This window comes from Mycobacterium sp. NGS22, from assembly GCF_059813095.1.
Window position 1 is genome coordinate 38,854 of sequence record NZ_JCALDY010000014.1, and the last position, 23,130, is coordinate 61,983.

A 23,130-nucleotide genomic window follows, 5' to 3' on the forward strand; every position below is an offset into this window, starting at 1 on the left:
GCGGCCGGCATACCGGATGGACAGCCTGCCGGTAGGGTACGGGTGCGCCGTCGCGCTCGTCGCAGACTCCTATGTCGTTGTGGCTCAATAGGTCACAGGTAGTTCGATGACGCCGTGAACCTTTCTCGTCTGCGGTCGCATCGCCACCCATAGCCGACAGTAGATTGTCGGTTCTGTTCGCTCAATGGCGTCAGTTGCCGGCCTCGATGGCCGCGACTTGCGCGAGACCTTCTGCCCCGCAGGACGGCCGCAATTCAACTCGGCCGCCGCTCAACAGCAAATCGATCTGACGCTTGAGTTCACCCGAGGCGAGGTGGGCGTAGAGACTGGCGCCCGGACAGGAGGTTTGGGCGAAGTCCCGGTGCCCGGCCAGCGTGCTGGTCGCGATGTCATACCGCTGGGCGGCCCAGGCGAATGCGACGGCGGCACCGTGCAGCTGCGCCCCGGACACGGTCTCGTGGTCGAAGTCGCCTTCGCAGATGACCAGGAAATGCCCGGTGGTGTCGTAGTCCGTCGCGGTGTCACCGGCGATGTCAGGGTTGCGCAACTGGTAGATGTTTCCCTTGCCGTCGATCCCGAGGTGATAGGCGATGTCGATCCAGCCCAGGCTGTCCTGGTGGTAGCGCTGATCTGCACGGAAGCGGCCCGGGGCGTTGCTGTTGTCGCCCAGCGCGACGGCTGCGTGGTGCAGCGTCAGCCGGTTGGGTGTGTGCGGTCGGCCGCCGGCCCGGGCCGGTCGCGCACCCCAGGCCTCGCGACAAAGCAGTGGCACCGTGACCCCGGCCGCGGGCGGCTGGACCGCCGTCGACGTGGCGGTGGCAGGATTCGGTGCGGCCGGCGCCACCGGACTGGGTGGGGTCGTCGTCGGACCGGGTGGGGTCGTCGTCGGACCGGATGGAGTCGGGGTGGGACTCGCCGCGGTCTTGGTCGAGCAGGCGCCGAGGCCGGCGGCCAATCCGACGCCGCCGGCCAGCCGAAGCAGCCGACGACGACTGACGAGGTCCGGATCCTCGTCGGGTCGCCTGTGCGCGCGCATGGTCCTCAATCTATTCGCTGCAGGACGTGTCCCATGCGATTGGCGCGGTCAACCCGGCGCTCAATATGCTGGATACCGCGGCACCACGTCCGCGACAACCCATGGAAGCGTCGAGGAAGTCTGTGCGTGACGATCAGTTGCTGATGCCGGGCCAGACCTGCTGGCGGGTGGAGCACGCGGATCAGTTCGCCTGCATCGTCGACGCGGCGGACTACTTCAAGCACGTCAAGGCGGCGATGCTGCGCGCCCGGCACCGGATCATGGTGATCGCCTGGGATCTCGACTCGAGGATGACATTCGAACGGGGCACCAAGACGTTGCCCGGCCCCAACCAGCTCGGCGCGTTCCTGTATTGGCTGCTGTGGAAGCGACCCGACCTCGAGGTCTACCTGTTGCGGTCCAATCTGCGCCTACTTCCCGCTTTCGACGGCATCTGGTACGGGATCACCCCGACCTCGCTGCTGAATCGGGTCAGTAGCAAGCGACTCAACTTCGCCGTCGACGGGGCCCATCCGCCGGGATCCGTTCACCATCAGAAGATCGTCGTCATCGACGACGTGGTGGCGTTCTGCGGTGGTATCGATCTGACCCTCAGCCGCTGGGACACCCGTGCGCACGAACACCAGAACCGCTGCCGTAGGTCGGTGGGGCGCAGTTATGGGGCTCGACACGAGGTCGCCGCGGCGGTGGACGGCCCCGCAGCGCACGCGCTCAGCGAACTCGCCCGGGAACGGTGGGAGACGGCCACGAATCAGTCGTTGCCCCAGATCGACGCCAAGCATGTCGGTTGGCCGAGCAAGCTGGAACCGACGTTGCGCAACGTCGACGTCGGAATCGTGCGCACGCTACCGGAATTGGACAGCCGAGACGAAGTTCGGGAAGCCGAAGCGCTCAATCTGGTGGCCATCGCGGCGGCACGTCACACCATCTACCTGGAGAACCAGTACCTGGCGGCCCGGCGAGTCGTCGATGTCCTGGCGGATCGGCTTCGTGAGGAAGACGGACCAGAAATCGTGATCGTCCTGCCACGGCGCGGCAACAACGCCCTGGAAAGAGGGACGATGGACGGCGCACGTCACCGGCTCATCCAACAACTGTGGGCCGCCGACGAACACGGCCGGCTCGGCGTCTATTGGCCGGTAACCGACGGCGGGGCCCCGATCTACGTCCACTCGAAAGTGATGGTGGTCGACGATCGACTGCTGCGCATCGGTTCGTCGAACCTCAACAACCGGTCGATGGGCTTCGACAGCGAAGGCGATGTGGCCATCGAAGCCGATCCGGACAACCCGGACCACGACGAGCTGCGGCACCAAATGATCGCCGTACGAGACGATTTGGTGGCCGAACACCTCGGCGTGTCCGTCGAACAGCTACAGAACTCGCTCGGTGAGTCCCGGTCGTTGCTCAAAACAGTCGAGGAACTCCGCGGCCAGGACAAGACGTTGCGGCCACTGACCGAGCGGTCGGTCGCCGGTGAAGCCAGTCCGTTGGCGGAAAACGATCTGATGGACCCCGACCACGTCCCGCGTTCGTTGAGCCGGAGTTTCCAACGTTTCATCGCCGGACTCAGGGGTTGACGCTCACCCCGGCCCCACGTCGATTCTCCTGAAGATAAGCGGAGCGACGGGTGATGAACCACGTCGCGAGCGGGCGTACGACTCGCAGGAGCGGCACCAGCATGCCGAAATCCTTTTTCATGTCCCGCAATTGATCGTCGAGCCCGCGCTGCTGATACCGCAACAGCTGCTGGCTCTCCTCGGTGTCCACCCAATCACCGAAGAAGCGAGCGGGTTTCGAGCGCACGAAAGCCGCGGCCGGCAACCGACCGATTCCGATCGCGTTCATCAGTGCGTTGGTGAAGTCGTAGTAGGTCATTCGGCAGCCCGCCCCGCCCGCGATGTAGAGGATCTTGCCGACCGTCTTCTCCTCGGCCACCGCACGCGCGAAAGCCGTTCCCGCGTCTGCGGGATGCAGGAACTCGAACCGCGCGTCCGGGCTGAATTCGAACATGATGCTGGGGTCCTGCGCCTGCAAGTGGATCGGCGTCACCGCCGCGAGGCGAAGGATGCTCCAGCGCAGCCCTGATTCCCGGATCGCGGCCTCGCAGGCGACCTTCTGCCGTCCGTACTCGTCGGTCGGAGCGACGGGCGTATCCGCCCGCAGCGGCGGCTCGCGGTCCTGCACCTCACCGAAGATGCCGATAGACGAGGCGAAGACGAGCCGCTTGGCGGTAGGGGACTCCTCCATCTGGGTGACCAGAGCACGGGTGGCGTCGAGGTTCACCTTGCGCGCCAGCTCCGGCGCCCGTTCTGAGTACGGCGGGATGATGGCTGCCAAATGGATGACCGCGTCCACCCCCTCTAACGCGTGTCGTACTGCCTGTGCATCGGTGATGTTGCCCCAGACGAAACGTGCTCCTCCGTCCAGAGTGGCGGCGAGCTTGCGCGCCCGACGAGAGTCGATGTCGAAAGCCACCACGTCGTGTCCCTCGTCGAGCAACGCCTGCAGCGTGGCAAAGCCGATGTTGCCCAGTGCGCCGGTCAACAGCACCTTCAATGTCGTGTCCTCGCTGTGGGTTTGGGGGCGGCCAGTTCACGCAGGGACGTCAGGAACAACTCGTCCATGCGCGGGCTGAGGTCAGCCAGCGTCGCCGCGCCGGCGAAACCGGCGGAGCCGAAGACACGCTCCAGCTCATCGGTGGCTGTTCCAGCGCCGATCGAAAGGCAAAGACAGGCAACACCATCGGCGCGAAGCTCCGCCAGTGCCCGATGGGAATCGGCTTCGGCGTAGCGCCCTTCGTAGCCGTGGTCGTACGGGAAACCGTCAGACAGCACCAGCAGCAATTTGTTCGGCGTGCCGGCCTGGGATTTGAGGATCTCACCCGCCCCCCGGATACCGGCGCCCAGGCGCGTATAGCTCTGCGGCTGCAGCTGATTGAGCCGGGCTCGTCCGACGGCGCCGAAACGCTGCCCGAACCCTTTGATGACCGGCAGGTGCACCGAGTGCCGGCCTTCGGAGCGAAACGCATAGACCGCAACCCGGTCGCCGAGTTCCTCCAAGGTGTGGGCCAAGGTGGCGGCGGCGCGACGCTGATGGTCGTGGACGGCGAGTCCGTGCGGATCGGTATCGGTACCGGATCCCGACGCGTCGACCAGGATGAGCACCCCCAGGTTGCGGGCCAACTTGCGACGTTCCTGATACACGTTTTCCGGCGGCGAGTGCCCGGAGCGCAAATCGACGAACAAGTCGATCAACGCCTCGATGTCGAGTTCGTCGCCATCGGGCCGGCCGCGAAGCACCTTGGGCCCCAGGCCCACCCGAGCCAACCGTCGCCGCAGCACCTCGTCGTGGGTGACGGCCGCGTCTTCGACGGCGGCATTGTCTGTCAGCGGAAAGTCGATGACCCGGCACCACCGCGGCCGGTATCGGTTGCGGTGGACGTCCCATTCCGGGTACAGCGCCCCGCCCACACCGACCGCAGCCCCGGGATGGCCGTCGTCGGTGAAGTGGATCCGCGCGGGCAGCGGTCGCGCCTCGGGTCCCACGGTGCGTGCCCGTCGCGCGGAGCGGACCTGCAATTCAGCACCGGCGGCGCCGTTGTCACCGCCACTCGAGGTGCCGAGCAGCTTGCGTAGGTAGTCCGAGACGGTCTTCGAGGCGACCAGTGGATTGTCGAAGAGTTTGAGTATCTTGCTTTCTCGCGGCTTCTCCTCGTCCTCCTCGCCGTCGTCTGCGGGTGAGTCGACGAGGTCGGTTGCCAGCTGCAGTTGCATGTCGGTGGGTCGCGCCCCGGGTGCGCTAGATGCTGCCAGCAGCTGGGCGGGTCTGAGGACTCCGAACCACGGCGGCGGGTCGCCGACTTTGCCTCGACCCGTGGCCTTTTCGAGTGACTCCTCGGCGCTGGCGGTGCGGGGATCCATGTCGAGGCCCACCCGTCGGGCAAGCGGGAGACTCTCGGAGAGGGCGGTGAGCACCCGGCAACCCTCCAGCGCCAGATAGCGGCGCGCCGCCGCTGGCCGCGCCCGCAGCGGTTTGATCAGCCGCGGGTTCAAGCTGCCCGCGCCGAGCAGCGCGCTCTGCAGCAGCACCTCGCGGCGTTGATCGGCGACGGGACGTCCGGCAGAGACGAAGACGATCCGCCCGTTGGTGTGCGGAGCGGCACCGGATGTCGCCTCGGCAACATCGACGGCCCTGCCCGCCACGAAGGTAGCCAGCAACCGGAACCGGTTCAGCTCCTTGACAGTTGACTCTGTCACGGTGTGGGCAGCACGGCCTCGACGAGTTCCCCGAGGGCGCGGATCACGTCGCGGTCATCGGAAAGGACACGAACGACTGCCGACTCGACCGCGCTGCGCAGGCTCAGCCCCTCTGCGACGAGGCCGCCGGCCAGTATCAGCATCCGGGTCGAGGACACTTCACCCAGTGGGGACCCGTCCAGGTTCCTGATCGCGTTGCCGAGCCGGACCAGGGTGCGTGCGGTCGCGAAGTCGATACCCGCCTCATAGGCAACGACTTCCGTCTCGATCTCGGCCGGCGGGAAATCCAGCTCGATCGCGACGAAGCGCTGCCGAGTCGACTCCTTGATGTTCTTCAGGACGCTCTGATAGCCGGGGTTGTAGGAGATCACGAGCTGAAACCCGGGTGCCGCGCGCAATGTGGTGCCGAGCCGATCGACTGGAAGCTCACGGCGATGGTCGGCCAGCGGGTGGATGACCACCGTCGTGTCCTGTCGCGCCTCCACCACCTCGTCCAGATAGCAGATTGCGCCTTCGCGTACGGCTCGCGTCAGGGGCCCGTCCACCCAGACCGTTTCGCCGCCCTTGAGCAGGAAGCGTCCCACCAGATCGGCCGACGTCATGTCCTCGTGGCCGGCGACGGTGATCAGGTCGCGTCCGAGTTCGTGCGCCATAGCCTCCACGAACCGGGTCTTTCCGCATCCGGTCGGCCCCTTGAGCAGCACCGGCAGACCGCGGCGCGCGGCGGCACGGAACACCTGTGCTTCGTCGCCGACTGCACGGTAAAACGGCGCGGTGCGATCAGTTTCAACGGCGGGCACACTGTTGGTCAGCAAGTCACTTTCCCCGTTCCACCGAAACGGTCTTCGGTAATTCCACCCCGGGCGGCAGGACCAGCTTGCCGTCGGTGTTGATGTAGCCGGAACCATTGCGCGGCATCGGAAGTGACGGATCCGGGCACGGCCGATCGGTTCCGTCCCCGCAGATGCCCATCAAGAAATAAGACCGTTTCAGTACGTCATCGGGCCAAGGCTCGGCGTGCATGGCGAACCATTGCGCCGGCAGGTTGTAGAACACGAAGAAGAACGCGCTGCACGCGGCGAAGATCGCCAGGAAGCGGGTGACCTGCTGTCTGACGACCCCGCCCCGGATGCGTTCGAGACCCCGCTCGACGAATGTCCGGCCCCGGTCGTCGGTGAAGTAGCGCAGACAACACAGTCCCGCCTGTACACCTCCCCACATCAGTCCTTCGTAGAGCGGCCACTGATAGTAGGTGCCCGCGTTGATCGACCAGGCCCGGATGGCGCCGGGATAGGTGAACAGCCCCATCGGCATCAAGAACAAGCCCTCGATGACCAGGTCGAAGAAGAACGCCCACACCACGACAACGCCGATCAGACCGAGGGTGCTGACATTGGGCCAGCGCGCCTTGACCTTTCGCATCACCCAGCAACCAAGCATCGTGCACAGCAGAACAAACGAGTAACCCGGTGCGTTCATCAGCAACGGTTCGGCCATCATCCGGCCCGGTTCGCCGAATGACTGCCAGCCGGGCACGTTCAGCACCCAGGAGCCGCGATTGAGCATCCAGGTGTTGTACGTGCTCCAGGTGTTGAAGTAGTTCAGCAACGGATCCTGGAAGAAGATCAGGCCGCAGGCCACGAACAGCATGCCGTCCAGGGTGATCCGCCGCTCGCGCCGCCAGGGTCGGATGAGGAAATGCCAGATGGCCACCGGATAACCGATGACGATGACGCCGGTCCAGGTAAGAAGAATCGCCTTCATGAACGTCGGCGGGTCGCTCGGACCGGTAGGCACTCGCTCGAAGTTCGGTCCGCTGATCCAGCTGATCCAGACGAACAACTGGAAAGCCAGAATCACTCCGCCGACGATCGCCCAACCCCGGACGGGCCCGGAGGGGCGCTTCGCCTGCGTACCGAGCGCGGTGGCTCCGCCGAGCCGCTCGGTGACGACGGGCGCATGATGGTTCATCAGTTCACTCACGAAACAGACTCCTGGATAGTCAAACTCACTTACCCCGTTCGACCGGGACCGTCTTGGGCAGCTCTACGCCGGGTGGAAGGACCAGCCTGCCTTCGTTATTCACGTAGCCGGAGCCCTTGCGGGGCATCGGCAGCGCAGGGTCGGGGCAGGGTTGGGTCGTCCCGTCGCCGCACGTTCCGCCGAGAAAGTACGAGCGCTTCAGCACGTCCTGCGGCCACGGGTCGGCGTGCAGGCCCATCCACTGCGCGGGAACGTTGTAGAAGAAGAAAAAGCACGCGCTGACCGCGGCGAAGATGGCCAGGAAACGGGTGAACTCGCGTGCCGCGAATCCGCCTCGCAGTTGGTCGATTCCGCGTTCGACGACGGTACGGCCGCGGTCGTCGGTGAAGTAGCGCAGACAGCACAGCCCCGCCTGGACGCCACCCCACATCAGCCCCTCGTAGACCGGCCATTGATAGTAGTGGCCGGCGTTGATCGAAACTGCCCGCATCGCACCGGGATAGGTGAACAGGCCGGTCGGCAGCAGCAGGCAACCCTCCATCACGAAATCCAGGACGAAGGTGAAAAGGTATGTGACGCCGATCAATCGGATGTTGCTGATGTTCGGCCACCGCGCCTTGACTTTGCGCATCACCCAACACCCGAGGATGGTGATCAGCAGCACCCCGTATGCGTAACCCGGCGCATTGGTCAACAATGGTTCGGCGACCTGACGGCCCGGTTCCTCCGGTGACATCCAGCCCGGTATGTGCGACGACCACGACCCGCGGTTGAACAGCCAGGTGTTGTAGGTGCACCAGGTGTTGAAGTAGTTGAGCAGCGGATCCTGGAAGAACATCAGCCCCATCGAGGCGAACAGCATGCCGTCGAGCGTGATACGGCGCTCGCGCCGCCACGGTCTGACGATGAACCACCACACGGCAAACGGCAGACCGGCCCAGAGCACGATCGCGTTCGCCATCAGCGGCACCTTCATGAACAGCGGCGGCTCCGTCGGCCCGGCCGGGACGCGCTGGAAGTAGGGGCCGGTGATCCACCGAATCCACACATAGACCTGCAGGGCAAGCACCGCGCCGCCGGCAACGGCCCAGATCCGCACCCGCTGGGACGGATTTTGCGCACCGAGGCCGGCCACCTTGCCGGCTGACTCGGTGACGACCGGCCGCTCCTGCTGCCTGAGCGGTTTGCTCACGATGAAGTCCCCCTTGGTGACTGACCTTCGGCAATATACCAACGAGTATCTGGATGAACAATGAGCTTCTCAGATCCCTGTGGCACAATCGGCCGCATGCCGGAGCGCTGGACGCGGGAGCGACGACTCGAACACACCCGCTCGCTGCTGCTGGATGCCGCCGAGGATGTCTTCGCCGAAAAGGGCTTCACCGCAGCAACTCTCGACGACATCGCCTACGCTGCCGGATACACCAAGGGCGCCATCTACAAGCACTTCGCCACCAAGGAAGATCTGTTCCTGGCGGTCAGCGACCGCTATTGGCGGCGCTATTTCGACAACTTCGCCGAGGTGATGTCGACCGCGACGCACATCGGTGCCCGCGAACTCGACGAGATCGCCGATCGCTGGCGGCAGCTGAGCCGCGACCGCGGCGCCGAGCACGCCGCGCTCGGGCACGAGTTCACGCTCTATCTGCTGCGCAACGCCGAAGCGCGCGAGCGGGTGTCCGCCAAACGTGCGGAGGTCGTGGAGGCGCTGGGCAAATTCGTCGTGGAGGGCATCGACCGGCTCGGGGGAGCGTTGCTGATTCCGCCGTTGACGTTCGCGCACATCCTGGTGGCCACCACGGACTCGGTGATGCTGGGCACTCAACTCGACGACGTCGACCTGTTCCGGCCGATGCTGGAGATGTACGTGTCGGTGATCAAGCTGCCCTGACCTCCGGCAGTGCGTCCCGGACTCGGGACACGACTCAATACGGGTCGATGTGGGTACTAGAACCGCAAACCACCCTCACCGCCGGCACGTATTGAGAGGTCGACATGCAGCGCCCTGACACGATCATCGAAATCCATCGTGAACGCGTCCAGGATCAGACCGCCGAGATGGTCGGCGGTGACAAGTACACCGAGTCCGTCGACGGCACCGGCTACTCCGCGACGGCCACGCTGGACCTCACGCTGGACCGCGTCTGGTTCATCCTCGATTCGCACGAGCGGCCGTGGCAGGAAGAGATCGACGGCGAAACCCGAGACCCGTTGCGGCACTTCGCGATCGACTTGGCAATCTTCGATTCGAAGATCGTCATCGACTCGGTGACCTGCATCCCGCTGGTGCAACTGCCACCGGCGACGGTCACCATCCCGGACGGCCCGCGCGAGGGTGAGTCGCGCGAAATCGCCTACAACGAGATTCCGTTGTTCGGACGGTTGACGGTGCACGATCAACTCGAGCCGCACGAAATCGAACCGGGCAAGCAGACGGTGGTGCTGAACCTGACCGAGCAGGACGCTCCCGTCCTGGTGGCCGGTCCGCCGCCGGACGAATACACCGGCCGTCTGTTCGGCTCACACCTCGAGCGCCGCGAGGATGGTCATACCGTCTTCGCCGGCCAAGACCCGCGGGTCAGCTGGGAACTCGACTATGCCGAGGCGTACTGGATCACGCACAGCATTGCCGGGCAACTGCTGGTCAACCTGGAGCGAGTGCAGCACCCCACTACTTCCGACGACGAATTGCGGACCCGGGTGCTCGACTCCCTGGCCGCGCAAATCGCCGATGCCGTGCGTCCCAAACTCGCCGAGGAGGGCGAGGGCGGCATCGTGAACATCATGCCCACACCGGTCGACATCGACCCGGACGCGCAGGACGACTCCACCTTCAAAGACCTCGACGCCGTCGTGCAGCGTTTCGAGATCGGGGAGGACACCCACGAGTCGCTGGTGATCCAGCTCAAGACGCTGCGCGAGTTGCCGACGGGCGAAGAGTTGCCCGCGTCGATACTGGCCGAAAACCCGCGTGAGAAAGCAGGATTGGCCGTCACCGGGTGGAGCATCCTGCGCCAGGTCCGGGACACCGTGATGAAGAACTTCGGCCTGGAGGAAAGCGACTTCGTGGCCGAGGTGCCCTGTGTGCTCAACGGTCCCAAGACCGTCAACATCGGCGGCGACGATCGCTGCCTGGACGCCATTGCCGCCGATATCCTGCCGCGCACTGAAGAAGGCCGGTTGGTCATCGACGGCACCGTCAGCGCGGACACGAAGCTCTACGATTTCAAGGCGAATTTCAAGGTCACCTACGAAATGGGTCTCGACGACATACCGCGCGATCCCGACCCCAGCGAGGCCCACTACGCCGACCTGGAAACCGTCGAGGCTCTCGAGCGTTCGTTGAGCGCAGCCGGCGACAAGAAGCGCGCCGGTGAACTCGACGAGCAGGACTACGAGGCGATAGTCAAGCACGTCAGCGACCAGTTCGAGGCGCTGCCCCGCACGGTCGGAGTGCGTCCGACGCAGAATCCGCCCGAGCCCGAGGTGAACGCGGAATTCGGGCTGACGTTGGCCGGCAAGGCCGCGACGGCGGCCGGCGCGGCGGCCGTGGTCGGTCTGCTCGCGCTGCCCGTGACGTGGGCCGTGGGGGCGGGGGTGGGCGCCAGCGCCGGAAGCGTGCTGACGCTGGCGATCGTGCAGTACATCGGCACGTTGCTGACCATCGACTGGTTCGGCGCCGGACTGGGGTCGCGCCAGGTCAAGAAGTCGCTGAACGACCGCCCGGAGGGGACGTTGCTGCCCCCGCTCGGAATCCCGGTGGACGCCAATCTGAATCGTCAGCGCCTCGCGGTCTACTTCCGTCCGGTCCCGGCGAAGCTCTGGGTCGATTGCGTCAATATCAAGTCCGACGAACACGACAGCGACCGCGAGGAGATCCGGGTGGTCGGAGGCCGGTGGCCCAGCGATGGCCAGCCCTGGAAGCTGTCCAACGACGACGCGATCCTGTTCGCGGATTCCGGTGAGTTGGAGCTTTTCGTCACCCCGGACAACGCGGCGGGCGACGATCTGCAGATCAGCGTCGCCACCACCGCGGACGGACAGCGCATCCTGCGGACGACGGGGGAGGGGCCGGGCGCGCTGCACCGGCTTCCGCGGTGCGACGGGCCGGCCGAGGAGCCCGCGTAGCAGGTTCGAGGTCAGTCGTTGCGGTGCAGGAACCCGTGCAGAGTCGCCTGGACGAGTTCGTCGACGATGGCTTCCCGGGAAGGTTGTCTCTCGCCGAAGTAGGTCGACCGCAACGCGACCATGCCGACGATCATCGCCACCGTGGAGTGCGCGGGCAGGTCGGGCTGGCTCGAGCGAAAACCGCGTAACTGCATGCCTTCTGCGCTGATCCCGCCGAGCACCGCGAGCGCCCTGCGGATGTCGTCCATCCCGGTGCCGGCGATCTCGTCTCGACTGAAACTTTCCGAGGCCAACAGCGTCAGCAGCAGTCCGCGATGTTCCACCAGCACGTCGTAGAGCTGTCCGACGAAAAGGCGTGCCAATTCCTCTTCCTCGGTCTCCTCCGGGATGATCGATTGCCACGTCCGCCCGAATTCGTCGACGAAGTTCGTGAACGGAACGACGAGCGCTTCCCGGAACAACCCGGCCTTGGATCCGAAGTTGCGGAAGAGCAGGTATTCGCTGACTTCGGCGGCCTCGGCGATCTCACGCGTGGTGGTGCTGCGGTAGTCCTGGCGCCCGAACAGCTCACGGGCGGCGTCGAGCAGCAACCTGCGGGGCTCGCCTCGTGGCCGCCGGAGCGGTTGAACGGACGCTTCGGCCGCCGGCTTCTTCTTGGGCGCCGGTCGCGGGGACACGATTTCCCACGATAGTCCCTTGACCTTCCACTTAGAATAGTGTGCACTATTCAACGTCGGATTGTTCCCTGACGAAGGGGCGCGGACGTGGGCGCAGTCATCATGCTCGGCACGCTGTTCGGGTTGATCGTCCTGATTTTCGGACTGGTCTATTACTTCGATCCCGAAGCGCGTGGCGGCGGCCGGGACGAGCCGGTCCAGTGAGCGGCGAACTGACGCCGCTGCTCACCGGAGCGGTCATCTTCGGCTGGGGAAGCGGTATCGCGTTTACCGCTGCGGGTGTGTATTTGAGCGTCCGCCAACGCCGGTTGCACCCGCTGCTTCTGCTGTGTATCTCGGCGATCTCGTTCTCCTGGATCGAGGCGCCCTACGACTGGGCGATGTATGCGCAGTTCCCGCCGGCGCTGCCGCGGATGCCGTCGTGGTGGCCGCTGAACATGACCTGGGGTGGGCTGCCGTCGTCCGTGCCGCTGGGTTACATCGGGTATTTCTGCTTGCCCGCCGTGATCGGCGCGGCGCTTGGGCAACGGGCGGCCGCGCGGTTCGGTTGGCGCCGGCCGTTTGCGCTCCTCGGCACCGGCTTCGTGGTCGGCTTCTGTTGGGCGTTTGCCTTCAACGCGTTCCTGGGCGCCCGGTTGGGTGTCTTCCACTACGCCTACGTGATCCCCGGGCTTGCGGTGTTCGAAGGCACCAAGCACCAGTACCCGATCTACGATTCCATCGCCCTGGGCGTACAGATGATGGTCTTCGCTTATCTGCTCGGACGCACGGATTCCTTCGGGCGCAACGTCATCGAGATGTGGGCGGAGTCGAAGACGAAGAGCCGGGTCAAGTCGTCACTGCTGTCCATCGGCGCCGTCGTCCTGATCGGAAACCTGCTCTACGGCGCGGTCTTTGCGCCCCATCTGATAACCATGCTGAACGGCTATGTGACCTCGGGACCCGACGAGCAGCTGTTCCCCGGCGTACCCAATCAACCCAAGTGAGCCATGAGTCAACAAACCACGCAGCTTTACTACGACCCGTTCGACTATGACATCGACGACGATCCGTACCCGGTGTGGAAGCGGATGCGCGCGGAAGCGCCGCTGTATTTCAACGACAGGTACAACTTCTACGCGCTGAGCCGCTACCAGGATGTGGCTCCGGCACTGCATGATTGGCAAACCTACCGGTCGGGACGGGGCACCACCGCCGACATCTTGTTCAGCGGCCTCGAGGTACCGCCGGGCATCCTGCTGTTCGAGGATCCGCCGCTGCACGATCTGCACCGAAAGCTGCTGTCCAGGGTGTTCACCCCGCGCCGGATGCTGGCCGTCGAAGACCTGGTGCGTGAATCATGCTCGCGCGCATTGGATCCGCTGCGCGACCTGGACGGCTTCGACTTCGTCGCCGATCTCGGCGCGATCATGCCGATGCGCACCATCGGCTACCTGTTGGGCATCCCGGAGGAGGGGCAGCAGGAGATCCGCGACCGCAACGACAAGAGCATCACCGTCGGCGCCGAGCAAGGCGACATCAGCGCCACCATCTTTCAGGATTCGATCGCGCTGTTCGCCGAGTACATCGAGTGGCGCGCCCAGCACCCGTCCGACGATTTGATGACCGAACTGCTCAACGCCGAGGTGGAGGAACAAGACGGATCCCGGCGCCGACTCGACCGGACCGAAGTCCTCGCCTACACCGCGATGATCGCCGGCGCCGGCAACGAAACCACCGCCCGGCTGATCGGATTCATGGGTCAGCTGCTGGGCGAGCATCCAGCACAACGCCACGAATTGGTCGCCGATCCCTCGTTGATCCCCGGCGCGGTGGAGGAGACCCTGCGCTACGAGCCGCCTTCCCCGGTGCAGGCACGTTACGTCGCCGCCGACGTCGAGTTGTACGGGCAGACCGTCACCGAAGGGTCGTACATGCTGCTGCTCAACGGGTCCGCCAACCGCGACGAGACGAAATTCGTCGAACCCGACCGCTACGACATCCACCGCAAGGGTGGTCATCTCAGTTTCGGGCAGGGACTGCATTTCTGCCTCGGTTCGGCACTGGCACGTCTTGAGGGGCGGGTCGCTTTCGAAGAGGTCCTGAAGCGGTGGACAGACTGGGAAGTCGACTACGACAACGCAATTCGGGCCCGGACGTCCAGTGTGCGGGGATGGGCGCGACTGCCGATCAGGACGACTTGACCGAGTCGTGGGAACGAACTTGTTTCGTTTCTCCCGCGATTGGTTAGCCAACGGTCACACCTTCGGGAGGTATGCAATGAGCGATTACAAAGTCGTGCTGGTAGGTACCGACGGATCCGACACGTCCCTTCGCGCCGTCGATCGCGCCGCGAAGATCGCCGCCGAATCGGGTGCCAAGCTGATCGTGGCGTCGGCGTTCGTGGACGACGACGACCGCGGCGGCGGTCCGGATCCCGACCAGGCGCGCGACGAGAAGTACCGCACCCAGGGCAACGCGCCGGTGTACGACTTGCTTCGCAAAGCCGCTGACCGGGCGCGCGACGCCGGCGCCACCGACGTCGAGGAACGCGCCGTCGAAGGGGCGCCGGTGGATGCGCTGCTGGAACTGGCCGACGACTCGAAGGCCGACTTGATCGTGGTGGGCGACGTCGGGGCCAATTCGCTGGTCGGGCGTGTCGTCGGTTCGGTGTCCAAAGCCGTCTCCAAGCGCGCGCAGACCGAGGTGCTGGTGGTGGAGACCGAAGACTGAGGTCAATTCCCGGGGACCCATAGGGTCACTTCTTCGAAACAATGTCGCCACAGTCCTACCCGCCGGCAGAAGGCAGGGCGACGATGAATGGCAGCCAACAGGGAGGCAATGTTTCGATGCGAATGGTTGTCCTGGCCATGCTTGCCGCCGCTCTCAGCGTGCTCAATCCACTGACCGCGCCCGCCTACGCCGAACCGACATGCGGGGTCAATCTTGCTGCGCCGGAGATTCAGACGGCGGTCAAATCGCTGCCGGTGCTACCGGACAACTCGGCCTGGGATACCAACACCCACAGCTTCGACCCGAGCAGCAACTACAACCCCTGCACCACGCTGTCGACGGTGATCATCACCGTCCTGGGCGCCACGGGAAGCTCGCCTGACCTCGCCCTGCTGTTCCACAAGGGTGCGTTCGCCGGTGTCGCCACCGCGAAGGCATTCCCGTTCACGTCGTTGAACACCGCCAAGACCACCGACGACACGGTCGCCCTGGACTACAAAGACGGCCGCAACGTCTGCACCGCATGCCCCGGCCCGATCACCACCACGCGCTACCAGTGGCAGGGCAGCCGCGTCGTCGCGCTGGACGCCGAACCGACCTGGTGACGCCGGACGCTTGGACAAATGGTGCGCGGCGGACAAGATGTATCCCATGCACGTTGCACAGCCACGCCGTAACCGCCGACGCCCGTCTCCCGGTTCGGTCCTGAGAGCCAGCGTAACCCGTTGTGCTGCAATGCTATTGGCGGGCATGGCCGGCCTGGGACTGTTGGTCGGGCCGCAACCGGCAAACGCCGCACCGCGGCCCGCGGCGCCGGCACTGGCCTCCGACCCCGCGCTGCTGGCCCGGGATCTGGTGGCCGACGAGCAGGCGCTGCGCGACCCGTCGTCGTCGGAGGCCGTTCTGCAGGCCGCCGCACTGCGCCAACAGGCCGCCTACCGCGCCATCGGGCGCCACCCGGAGTGGGAGTCGACCGTGCGCCCGATCATTCCGGCGTCGCTCACCGCGACCTACGACCTCAATGTCGACGCCCGCCACCACCTGCAGGCGCTGAACGCGGGCGAGGCGAAGCCCACGCTGCCCGCGTGGCGGATAGATGCGCCGGCTTCCACCGGCGAGCTGCTGGGTTACTACCGTGCCGCCGAGGCGGCCAGCGGCGTCGGCTGGAACTACCTGGCGGCGATCAATATGGTCGAGACCGCGTTCGGTCGCATCTCCGGGGTGAGCACTGCCGGCGCCCAGGGGCCGATGCAGTTCCTGCCGTCGACGTTCGCCAGCTACGGCGAGGGTGGCGACATCCGCTCACCACGCGACAGCATCATGGCGGCTGGGCGCATGCTCGCGGCAAACGGGTTCGCCGGCAACCGCGACGGCGCCATCTACAGCTACAACCATTCGAGCCACTATGTCGGAGCGGTCAACGATTACGCCGCGGCGATCGGCGGCGATCCGGCGGCATTCGCGGCCTATCACCGTTGGGATGTCTACTATCTGACCACCTCGGGCGACGTGTTGCTGCCGGTCGGTTACGCCGCGTCCGAACGCATTCCGGTCGCGGACTATCTGGCTTCACACCCCCAGTAGCCACGTCTGCGCTGTCGTCCAGCGCACTCAGGTCATGCACACATTGGAAAACACCAGCACCGGCCACGACACGATGGAACCCAGAAATGACACCACCAGGTCGGCGCCGTGCAATCGGTGCAGATGCGTGGTGTGCGTCAACGACCAGACGAGCCCCACGATGAAATACGGGACGCCCACGATCACCGCGAGGCCGATCAGTTCGGCGATGGTCATCCGGTAATCGAGCAGGTTGCGAAGTTTGGTGAGCATCACCGTTATGTTAACTGCAATTCCGCACAATCGTTGCCCAGCACGGTCGGTTGTGAGAATCTGGCGATACCTGCTGAGCGCGGGTTTGACGCGATGAAAGCTAGGGTTGAGTTAATGACTGTTTCGCCAGAGCCGTCGGTTCGCCGTCCGGCGTTGACCCTCGAGCGCACCCGCATCCAGGTCACCCGGCAAACGGCGCGCTGGACCGACGCACCAGTCGACGTGCGCCATGCGATGGACTTCTGGTCGTTCGCGGCCGGCGCGGCAAATGTGATCATGCAGCTGTCGCGGCCCGGCGTGGGTTACGGCGTGGTGGAATCCAAGGTCGACTCCGGCAACCTGCTCAAGCACCCCTGGAAACGGGCCCGCACCACGTTTCAATACCTGGCCGTCGCCGTGTTCGGAAACGAGCGGGACCGGGCCGCATTCCGCGACGCCGTCGACGGCGCGCACCGGCACGTCAGGTCCGCGCCCGACAGCCCGGTCCGCTACAACGCCTTCGACCGCAACCTGCAGCTGTGGGTGGCCGCGTGCTTGTTCGTCGGGTTGGAAGACACCTATCAACTGCTGCGCGGGCCGATGAACGCCGAGCAGGCCGAACAGTTCTACCGCTCCGCGTGGCCATTGGGCACCACCCTGCAAGTACTCGAAGAGCAATGGCCACCGACTCGGAAAGCGTTCGACGACTACTGGATTGATGCCTGCGCGCAAGTCGAGATCGACGAGACGGTAGGCGCTTATCTGCACGACCTGATCGAGCTGCGGATGATCAACCCGTTGTTGCGGTTGCCGTTTCGTCATTTGCTGAAGTTTCTGACGGCCGGGTTCCTGGCGCCGGTCTTCCGTGAGGCCCTCGGGGTGTCGTGGAGTGAGGCCAAGCAGCGCCGCTTCGAAATGCTGTTCCTGCTGGTGGCTTTCGTCAACCGCTTTCTGCCGCCGTTCATCCGGCAGGGTGGCAGTCACGTGCTGCTCGCCGACGTACGCCACCGCGTTCGGCGCGGGCGCCCGTTGATCTGAGGACACCGATGACGGAACCCAACGGCGGTATCGACCGAGTCGAGCGCGGTCTGAACGGGCTGCGGCGACTCCTGGAGCGCCGGGTCAGCATCGCGGCGCTGATCGAAGTCGCGGTGTGGCTGGCGCTTCCCTATCTGTGCATCGGCCTGGTGTGGGCATTCCTGCACGAGAGCCAGGTCGAGCGAATCGAGACACGGCTGGCCACGGTGCTGCCGGTCGACGCCAACATCGTGGCCTTCGGGGTGGTGACCCTGTTCTGGCCGGCCTCGATTCAGCTGGCGAACGCCTGCCCGACGCGCTGACGGCACCGCGGGCAGCCATACTTGCGACGGTCTCGATCGCAAGGAGTGCGGTATCAGGTGAAAGTACATCTGCAAGTCGAAGGCGCACCGGACAAGGTGCGGGACAGCGTGCGGCAAATCGCCGAACTGGGAGCCGACGGCCTGTTCACCTTCGAGGGACCCCACGACGTGTTCTTCCCGCTGGTCGTCGCAGCGGGCGAGAGCGACCTGGAACTGATGACCAACGTGGCGATCGGCGGGCCGCGCAGCCCGATGCATCTCGCGCACTCCGCCTACGATCTGCAGGTCTACAGCCGCGGCCGCTTTCGGCTCGGACTGGGCTCGCAGATCAGGGTGCACATCGAGAAGCGCTACGGTGCGCAATGGGGCAGACCGGCAAGCCGGATGGCCGAGCAGGTGGCCGCGCTCAAAGCGATCTTCGCGGCCTGGGAAGGTCAGGCGCCGTTGAAGTTTCGGGGCGAGTTCTACACCCACACGTTGATGCCGCCCAACTTCAACCCCGGCCCCAACCCGTACGGCCCCCCGCCGGTGCTGATGGGCGCCCTCGGACCGGTGATGACCCGCAAGGCCGCCGAAGTGGCCGACGGACTGCTGGTGATGCCGTTCAACAGTGCGCGCCACCTGGCGCAGCGGACCGAGCCCGCACTCGCCGACGGTCTCAGCGCATCCGGGCGCTCGCGAGCCGACCTGCAGGTGATCGCGCAGGCCATGGTCGCCGTCGGCAGCAACGAAGCGCAACTGGCCGCCGCAATCCAAGGGGTGTCGACGCTGATCGCGTTCTACGGGTCGACGCCCAACTACCGCCCGGTGCTCGAGGTCGAGGGCTGGGAAGATCTGCAACCACGCCTGAATGCCTTGTCCAAGACGGGTGACTACCCCGCCATGCGGGCGCTGATCACCGAGGAGATGGTGCGTACCATCGGCATCGTCGGCAGCCCGGAACAGTGTGTTGCCGAGATCGAGAATCGTTTTGGTGCAATGGCTTCCGACGTCTGCTGTTATTTTCCGGGTTATGCGCCCACCGACGACGACCTCGCCGAGCTGGTGCGTGGGCTGCACGGTGCCGAGCGTCGCCGCGAACAACCGTAGCTCGTGACCGGTGGCAGGTCGCACACGGCCCGCGAGCGCAGTCAGGACCCGCATCGCGGTCCCGGCGTTGACCGACGTGACGCAACTACTGCAGCGCAACCCCGAGTTCGTCGGCGAAGACGCGGATCATGTGCTGTACGCCAATCTCGTTGCGGCCGATGATCATATGGTCGTGCTGGGCATGGCGCACGCCTTCACCACACTGGGGCAGCATCGCGAAGTCCTCGTCACGGACTGCGGCGTGGACGGCCTCGTAGATCGCGTCGTAGTTGGTCCGCATCTCGTCGTTGGTCGCCGGGACGCGTCCCATCCAGCTGTGCCGCACCGTGCACCGGGTGGGGTCGCCGGCCGGCAGGATGTCGATGATCTCGACGCCCACCGGGCTGTTGGCCAGGATCAGATTCGGATACACCCAGAAAATCACGCCCATGTTCGACAGCGGGTCGCGGGCGGCGGCAGCGTCGTTGTGCACGTTGGTGATCCAGGTGAACGGGAAACCGATCCGGTGGTGCCTGCCGAACTCGTCGTAGACCGAGGTGTTGGCCAGGGTGTTCTGCCCGATCAGGCTCTCGCCGTGCACGAACGGGAAGTGATATCCCTCGGCGAAGGCCTCCAACGCACCTTTCCAGGACACCTCGGAGACGAATTCACGCTCGGTGTGGTACCCGAACGAAGAGTAGTTCATCGACTCCAGTTCGCCGCCCAGCGATCCCAGATGGGCTGCGACATCAATGTTTTCGCCGGCTGTGAGTACCGCCCAAACGAAACCGTGGCGCTCCTCGGAGGGCAATTCGACCAGACCGTAGTCGGCGAAGTTCATCGAGTCGAATCCGGTCCTGCCCGGCACCATGAACAGCTCGCCGGTGTTCTTGTAGGTCCACGCGTGATACGGACACACGAACCGTGAGGCGTTTCCGGAACCGCAGGCTGGTTTGGCCCCGCGATGGCGGCAGTAGTTGAGGAAGACGTGACTCGTCCCGGTGCGGTCACGGGTCACCAGCAGCGAATCGCCCAGCACCGAGCGGACCACGAAGTCGTTGCGTTGCGGCAGTTGCGCCGAGGGCACGATCGCCAGGGGTACCCGGCGCAGGATCTGTGACTCCTCGAGTTCGGTGAGCTTCGGGTCGCGGTAGTAGTGCAGCGGCACGCGGAGTTCACGCTCGGCCATGTCGGTGGTCTTGTCGAGCGCGTGTCGCAGGGCACGCAGGGTCAGGGCTTCGTCGTGGCTGCCGACCGGCACGTTCAAGGTGGCTGTCATCGGGATCTCCTGGAAGGGGCTGCGCACTTGACCATACAGGGTGATTTGTTTGTATTGTCAAGCTCGAACTGTGGAATCATCGACGGATGCGCAGGCACGGCTGGTCGGGTGACATGCCGGTCGACGACGAGGATGCGGTGCGCCGCATCGTCGCAGCGGCCAGGACCGCGATCGAGCAGTCGGGTGGGGTCAACGTCTCGGCGGTCTCCCAGGCGCTCGGCGTCACCCGCCAGACGGTGTACCGGTACTTCCCGACCCAGGAGGCGCTGCTGACGGCCACCGCGATGTCGGCGGTCGAAAGTTTCCTCGATCGGCTTGCCGAGGACCTGCGCGACGTCAACGACCCGACGGACGCAGTGGTGGAGGGCATCGCCTACACCTTCGAACAACTGCCGCATGACCGGTATCTCAGCTTGGTCATGCAGCCCGGCAAACCCGGCGCGTTCGCGACGGGCGTGACTTCCGACGTCGCGATCGGGTTCGGTCGATCGATTCTGCAGCGATTCGACATCGACTGGGCGACAGCCGGATTCGCCGATCGCAAGCTCGACGAACTGGTCGAGTTCATGTTGCGGATCCTGCAGTCGCTGATCCTCGACCCCGGCCGGCCGAGGCGGACCGGGGCCGCGCTACGACGCTATCTGCGCGAGTGGGTGGCGCCCGCGGTGCGGGCCCACGCTAGATCTTGAAGCGTCCGGCGAACGCGCGCAGCGGCAGGTCGGCGCTGGTGATCAGGCCCGGGGGAGCGGCCACGACCGACTTGATCGAGTTCAGCGCGGGCAGACCGGTAACCGTCATGCCGATGGAGGCGAAATTGTCCGGGTTGGACAGATCCACGCCGGGCTTCGGGAAGATCATGTGCTTGTTGTAGATGCACGGGTCGCCCTTGATCTGAGTGATGTAGCAGCCCTTGATATCCCAGCTCGGGTCGGTGTGCGGCGTCATCTGCCACTCCAGGTGCGTTTCCACCCGCGGCACGCCGTCCACCATCCCCTGGTACTTGATGTAGTTGCCGCCCAGCGAGCCCTTCGGCAGGGTGTACCAACCGAGGTCGACGTCCTTGGTGCAGGCGCCCAGTTCGTAATCGAACTTCACCTCGTCGAGCGTGATGTCGAAGCAGTCGGCCATCATCAGCACGCTGTCGGCGAACACGCGGGTGTACTTCTCCAGCTTGGACGGGATCGACGGATCATCCACGGGCAGGCCGTATCCCACCTCGATCCAGGTGTCCTTGGAGTGATGGCAGGACACGTCGACGGACTCGATGGTGGTGACGTTCTCGATCTCGGCGACATCGGCCGAGCACACCACGCCCAGGATCTGGTTGACGCCGGGGTTCATGCCCGTCCCGTAGAACGTCGACCCGCCCTTCTCGCACGCTTCGGTCAGCAGTTGGGTGACCGGCTTGCCGGAGTGGTGCGGGTGGTTACGGTCGCGGTGCCAACCGGTGATCCAGTCGGCGGTGGTGACGATGTCGATCCCGGCCTCGAGGACTTTGACGTAGAGGTCCTCGTCCGGAAACACCCCATGGAAGGTCAGCACATCGGGTCTGGCGGCGATGATCTCGTCGACGCTGCCGGTCGCTTTGACTCCGTTGGCGGGCAAGCCGACCAGTTCCCCGACGTCCTTGCCGACCTTCTCCGGCGAATAGCAGTGCACGCCAATGAGTTCGAGGTCAGGCTGGGTGGCGATGCGCTTGATCATCTCCGATCCGACGTTGCCGGTCGCGACCTGGAACACCTTGACAGTCATAGCCTTACCTCTCCGGACCTCGGTTTCGACGCGGCCAGCTCGGCGGCACTGCCGCCCTTGCCGTCGGGATAGAACTTCTTGGCCCACTTGCGGATTGCGGTGAACCCTTCGTATTCCGCCGTTGCCAGCGCGGGCGGATCGGAATAGCGCTGGTGTGACCAGATATGCACGTCTTGGGTGAATTGGCGAATCACTTCTTCACCGAACCCGAGGGCCTTGCGCTCGGCACGCTCGGCGTCGAGTCCCGTCCGCCCCGGAACGCGGCCGATGTAGACCATGAACCGCACGTCGGAGGTCCGTTCATCGACGGGAGTGACGGCGGAGATGGTGCGATTGTCAACCATTCCCCAACTCTTGGTCACCGCGATGCCCAGCCCGCCGTTGATCGCCTCCACTCCGCTCTTCACGTCCTCGATGCGCTGCTGGTCGTCACCTTCGAACGTGATGGTGAAGTCGACGTAGGACACCGGGTCGTCGAAGTCGTGGCGGGTGAAGATCGGCACGATCGGGGTGCTGTGCACGTATTTGAAGTGGGCGAAGTCGACCCCGTTCTCCAGTACGTACTGCGGATGCAACTCGAGATTCTGGCGGAATAGTCGTTGCTGCGGGTAATAGTCGTCGGGACTGCTGTCGTCCTCGAAGCTGGCGAAGACGTCGGGTGCGTCGAAAAACGGTGCGCGACCTTCGATGTCGTGCCAGATGTACACCGACTCGTTGCGCTCGACCACCGGATAGGTGCGCACCCGCCGGCCCCGGTTGGGTCGGTCCTGATAGGGGATGCAGACGTTGCGTCCCTCCTGGCTCCACTGCCAGCCGTGGAACGGGCACTGCAACACCTCGCCCACCACCGTGCCGCCGTAACCGAGGTGCGCCCCGAGATGCTCGCAATAAGCGTTCATCACGGTCAGCTGACCCGATTCGGCGCGCCAGGCGACCATCTCCTGGTCGAAGTACTTCATCGAGTAGACATCCCCGACGCCGATCTCGTCGGTCCACGCAACCTGGAACCATCCGGTCGGCTTCATCGACAGCGGCGGCTTCGCCATGCGCGGGGTCCTCTCGATCCGGTCCTGAAGTACTC

At 65.0% G+C, this 23,130-nt stretch carries 23 protein-coding genes; 12 read left to right on the forward strand and 11 right to left on the reverse strand.

Annotated elements, in window-relative coordinates:
* Nucleotides 1–190 precede the first annotated feature (190 nt).
* On the reverse strand, nt 191–1,036 hold the full coding sequence (locus AC5Y47_RS15135; RefSeq protein ID WP_499944819.1) for a peptidoglycan recognition protein family protein: 846 nt from the start codon (nt 1,034–1,036) through the stop codon (nt 191–193).
* Between the two features lie 101 nt (nt 1,037–1,137).
* On the opposite strand from AC5Y47_RS15135, the gene AC5Y47_RS15140 reads away from it, so the two are divergent.
* Nucleotides 1,138–2,616, forward strand: coding sequence for a phospholipase D-like domain-containing protein (locus AC5Y47_RS15140; RefSeq protein ID WP_499944976.1), 1,479 nt, complete (start codon nt 1,138–1,140; stop codon nt 2,614–2,616).
* Here AC5Y47_RS15140 and AC5Y47_RS15145 read toward each other — a convergent pair.
* From AC5Y47_RS15145 to AC5Y47_RS15165, 5 genes are read right to left on the reverse strand one after another with little or no spacing between them, the layout of a single operon-like run.
* A complete protein-coding gene (locus AC5Y47_RS15145; RefSeq protein WP_499944978.1) occupies nt 2,606–3,589 on the reverse strand; it encodes an NAD-dependent epimerase/dehydratase family protein in 984 nt (327 codons plus the stop codon). The genes AC5Y47_RS15140 and AC5Y47_RS15145 overlap by 11 nt on opposite strands.
* A 2-nt stretch (nt 3,590–3,591) precedes the next feature.
* Complete coding sequence (locus AC5Y47_RS15150; RefSeq protein ID WP_499944820.1) at nt 3,592–5,295, reverse strand: nitric oxide reductase activation protein NorD; 1,704 nt, start codon at nt 5,293–5,295, stop codon at nt 3,592–3,594.
* Nucleotides 5,292–6,110, reverse strand: coding sequence for a CbbQ/NirQ/NorQ/GpvN family protein (locus tag AC5Y47_RS15155; RefSeq protein WP_499944821.1), 819 nt, complete (start codon nt 6,108–6,110; stop codon nt 5,292–5,294). Before AC5Y47_RS15155 ends, AC5Y47_RS15150 begins: the two co-directional genes overlap by 4 nt.
* Nucleotide 6,111: 1 nt before the next feature.
* Complete coding sequence (locus tag AC5Y47_RS15160; protein ID WP_499944980.1) at nt 6,112–7,266, reverse strand: spirocyclase AveC family protein; 1,155 nt, start codon at nt 7,264–7,266, stop codon at nt 6,112–6,114.
* A 37-nt stretch (nt 7,267–7,303) separates the two neighbouring features.
* Nucleotides 7,304–8,470 (reverse strand): spirocyclase AveC family protein, encoded by a 1,167-nt coding sequence (locus tag AC5Y47_RS15165; RefSeq protein ID WP_499944822.1) that lies wholly within the window; start codon nt 8,468–8,470, stop codon nt 7,304–7,306.
* A gap of 96 nt (nt 8,471–8,566) precedes the next feature.
* Here AC5Y47_RS15165 and AC5Y47_RS15170 point away from each other — a divergent pair, with 96 nt between their 5' ends.
* Together AC5Y47_RS15170 and AC5Y47_RS15175 are read left to right on the forward strand one after the other, a co-directional pair.
* Complete coding sequence (locus AC5Y47_RS15170) at nt 8,567–9,169, forward strand: TetR/AcrR family transcriptional regulator (RefSeq protein ID WP_499944823.1); 603 nt, start codon at nt 8,567–8,569, stop codon at nt 9,167–9,169.
* A gap of 104 nt (nt 9,170–9,273) precedes the next feature.
* A complete protein-coding gene (locus tag AC5Y47_RS15175; protein WP_499944824.1) occupies nt 9,274–11,406 on the forward strand; it encodes a hypothetical protein in 2,133 nt (710 codons plus the stop codon).
* An 11-nt stretch (nt 11,407–11,417) separates the two neighbouring features.
* On the opposite strand, the gene AC5Y47_RS15180 is transcribed toward AC5Y47_RS15175, so the two are convergent.
* On the reverse strand, nt 11,418–12,083 hold the full coding sequence (locus tag AC5Y47_RS15180; protein ID WP_499944825.1) for a TetR/AcrR family transcriptional regulator: 666 nt from the start codon (nt 12,081–12,083) through the stop codon (nt 11,418–11,420).
* Nucleotides 12,084–12,283: 200 nt separating this feature from the next.
* On the opposite strand from AC5Y47_RS15180, the gene AC5Y47_RS15185 reads away from it, so the two are divergent.
* From AC5Y47_RS15185 to AC5Y47_RS15205, 5 genes are all read left to right on the forward strand, one after another.
* Nucleotides 12,284–13,069 carry a spirocyclase AveC family protein gene (locus AC5Y47_RS15185; RefSeq protein WP_499944826.1) on the forward strand — a complete coding sequence of 262 codons (786 nt, stop codon included), beginning with the start codon at nt 12,284–12,286 and terminating at the stop codon, nt 13,067–13,069.
* A 3-nt stretch (nt 13,070–13,072) separates the two neighbouring features.
* Nucleotides 13,073–14,266, forward strand: coding sequence for a cytochrome P450 (locus AC5Y47_RS15190; RefSeq protein ID WP_499944827.1), 1,194 nt, complete (start codon nt 13,073–13,075; stop codon nt 14,264–14,266).
* Between the two features lie 76 nt (nt 14,267–14,342).
* Nucleotides 14,343–14,795, forward strand: a complete 453-nt coding sequence (locus tag AC5Y47_RS15195; RefSeq protein ID WP_499944828.1) for a universal stress protein — start codon at nt 14,343–14,345, stop codon at nt 14,793–14,795.
* A gap of 116 nt (nt 14,796–14,911) precedes the next feature.
* Entirely contained in the window at nt 14,912–15,400 is a 489-nt protein-coding gene (locus AC5Y47_RS15200) for an LppP/LprE family lipoprotein (protein WP_499944829.1), read from the forward strand.
* 145 nt (nt 15,401–15,545) lie between these two features.
* A complete protein-coding gene (locus tag AC5Y47_RS15205) occupies nt 15,546–16,379 on the forward strand; it encodes a lytic transglycosylase domain-containing protein (protein WP_499944830.1) in 834 nt (277 codons plus the stop codon).
* A 27-nt stretch (nt 16,380–16,406) separates the two neighbouring features.
* On the opposite strand, the gene AC5Y47_RS15210 is transcribed toward AC5Y47_RS15205, so the two are convergent.
* Nucleotides 16,407–16,631, reverse strand: a complete 225-nt coding sequence (locus AC5Y47_RS15210) for a hypothetical protein (RefSeq protein ID WP_499944831.1) — start codon at nt 16,629–16,631, stop codon at nt 16,407–16,409.
* A gap of 114 nt (nt 16,632–16,745) precedes the next feature.
* Between AC5Y47_RS15210 and AC5Y47_RS15215 the strand changes: the two genes are divergently transcribed.
* Genes AC5Y47_RS15215 through AC5Y47_RS15225 form a run of 3 tightly spaced genes read left to right on the forward strand, consistent with a single transcriptional unit; the run spans nt 16,746 to nt 19,039 of the window.
* Nucleotides 16,746–17,648, forward strand: a complete 903-nt coding sequence (locus tag AC5Y47_RS15215; RefSeq protein ID WP_499944832.1) for an oxygenase MpaB family protein — start codon at nt 16,746–16,748, stop codon at nt 17,646–17,648.
* Between the two features lie 8 nt (nt 17,649–17,656).
* Complete coding sequence (locus AC5Y47_RS15220) at nt 17,657–17,950, forward strand: hypothetical protein (RefSeq protein ID WP_499944833.1); 294 nt, start codon at nt 17,657–17,659, stop codon at nt 17,948–17,950.
* Nucleotides 17,951–18,007: 57 nt separating this feature from the next.
* The gene (locus tag AC5Y47_RS15225; protein WP_499944834.1) at nt 18,008–19,039 is read left to right on the forward strand and encodes a TIGR03617 family F420-dependent LLM class oxidoreductase; all 1,032 of its coding nucleotides are present in this window, start codon (nt 18,008–18,010) and stop codon (nt 19,037–19,039) included.
* Nucleotides 19,040–19,124: 85 nt separating this feature from the next.
* Here AC5Y47_RS15225 and AC5Y47_RS15230 read toward each other — a convergent pair whose 3' ends face one another.
* Complete coding sequence (locus AC5Y47_RS15230) at nt 19,125–20,297, reverse strand: aromatic ring-hydroxylating oxygenase subunit alpha (protein ID WP_499944835.1); 1,173 nt, start codon at nt 20,295–20,297, stop codon at nt 19,125–19,127.
* A gap of 86 nt (nt 20,298–20,383) precedes the next feature.
* On the opposite strand from AC5Y47_RS15230, the gene AC5Y47_RS15235 reads away from it, so the two are divergent.
* On the forward strand, nt 20,384–20,986 hold the full coding sequence (locus AC5Y47_RS15235) for a TetR/AcrR family transcriptional regulator (RefSeq protein WP_499944836.1): 603 nt from the start codon (nt 20,384–20,386) through the stop codon (nt 20,984–20,986).
* On the opposite strand, the gene AC5Y47_RS15240 is transcribed toward AC5Y47_RS15235, so the two are convergent.
* The gene (locus tag AC5Y47_RS15240; RefSeq protein ID WP_499944837.1) at nt 20,976–22,049 is read right to left on the reverse strand and encodes an NAD(P)H-dependent amine dehydrogenase family protein; all 1,074 of its coding nucleotides are present in this window, start codon (nt 22,047–22,049) and stop codon (nt 20,976–20,978) included. The two genes, AC5Y47_RS15235 and AC5Y47_RS15240, sit on opposite strands and share 11 nt — an antisense overlap.
* Entirely contained in the window at nt 22,046–23,095 is a 1,050-nt protein-coding gene (locus tag AC5Y47_RS15245) for an aromatic ring-hydroxylating dioxygenase subunit alpha (protein WP_499944839.1), read from the reverse strand. Before AC5Y47_RS15245 ends, AC5Y47_RS15240 begins: the two co-directional genes overlap by 4 nt.
* Nucleotides 23,096–23,130: the final 35 nt, after the last annotated feature.

Excerpts from the sequence above, each read along its gene's own strand:
- AC5Y47_RS15205 (WP_499944830.1), top strand. The coding sequence starts at position 15,546 with ATGGCCGGCCTGGGACTGTTGGTCGGGCCGCAACCGGCAAACGCCGCA.
- AC5Y47_RS15170 (WP_499944823.1), top strand. The coding sequence starts at position 8,567 with ATGCCGGAGCGCTGGACGCGGGAGCGACGACTCGAACACACCCGCTCG.
- AC5Y47_RS15190 (WP_499944827.1), top strand. The coding sequence starts at position 13,073 with ATGAGTCAACAAACCACGCAGCTTTACTACGACCCGTTCGACTATGAC.
- AC5Y47_RS15240 (WP_499944837.1), bottom strand. The coding sequence starts at position 22,049 with ATGACTGTCAAGGTGTTCCAGGTCGCGACCGGCAACGTCGGATCGGAG.
- AC5Y47_RS15135 (WP_499944819.1), bottom strand. The coding sequence starts at position 1,036 with ATGCGCGCGCACAGGCGACCCGACGAGGATCCGGACCTCGTCAGTCGT.
- AC5Y47_RS15220 (WP_499944833.1), top strand. The coding sequence starts at position 17,657 with ATGACGGAACCCAACGGCGGTATCGACCGAGTCGAGCGCGGTCTGAAC.
- AC5Y47_RS15140 (WP_499944976.1), top strand. The coding sequence starts at position 1,138 with ATGGAAGCGTCGAGGAAGTCTGTGCGTGACGATCAGTTGCTGATGCCG.
- AC5Y47_RS15175 (WP_499944824.1), top strand. The coding sequence starts at position 9,274 with ATGCAGCGCCCTGACACGATCATCGAAATCCATCGTGAACGCGTCCAG.
- AC5Y47_RS15160 (WP_499944980.1), bottom strand. The coding sequence starts at position 7,266 with ATGAACCATCATGCGCCCGTCGTCACCGAGCGGCTCGGCGGAGCCACC.
- AC5Y47_RS15230 (WP_499944835.1), bottom strand. The coding sequence starts at position 20,297 with ATGACAGCCACCTTGAACGTGCCGGTCGGCAGCCACGACGAAGCCCTG.
- AC5Y47_RS15195 (WP_499944828.1), top strand. The coding sequence starts at position 14,343 with ATGAGCGATTACAAAGTCGTGCTGGTAGGTACCGACGGATCCGACACG.
- AC5Y47_RS15245 (WP_499944839.1), bottom strand. The coding sequence starts at position 23,095 with ATGGCGAAGCCGCCGCTGTCGATGAAGCCGACCGGATGGTTCCAGGTT.
- AC5Y47_RS15210 (WP_499944831.1), bottom strand. The coding sequence starts at position 16,631 with ATGCTCACCAAACTTCGCAACCTGCTCGATTACCGGATGACCATCGCC.
- AC5Y47_RS15215 (WP_499944832.1), top strand. The coding sequence starts at position 16,746 with ATGACTGTTTCGCCAGAGCCGTCGGTTCGCCGTCCGGCGTTGACCCTC.
- AC5Y47_RS15235 (WP_499944836.1), top strand. The coding sequence starts at position 20,384 with ATGCGCAGGCACGGCTGGTCGGGTGACATGCCGGTCGACGACGAGGAT.
- AC5Y47_RS15200 (WP_499944829.1), top strand. The coding sequence starts at position 14,912 with ATGCGAATGGTTGTCCTGGCCATGCTTGCCGCCGCTCTCAGCGTGCTC.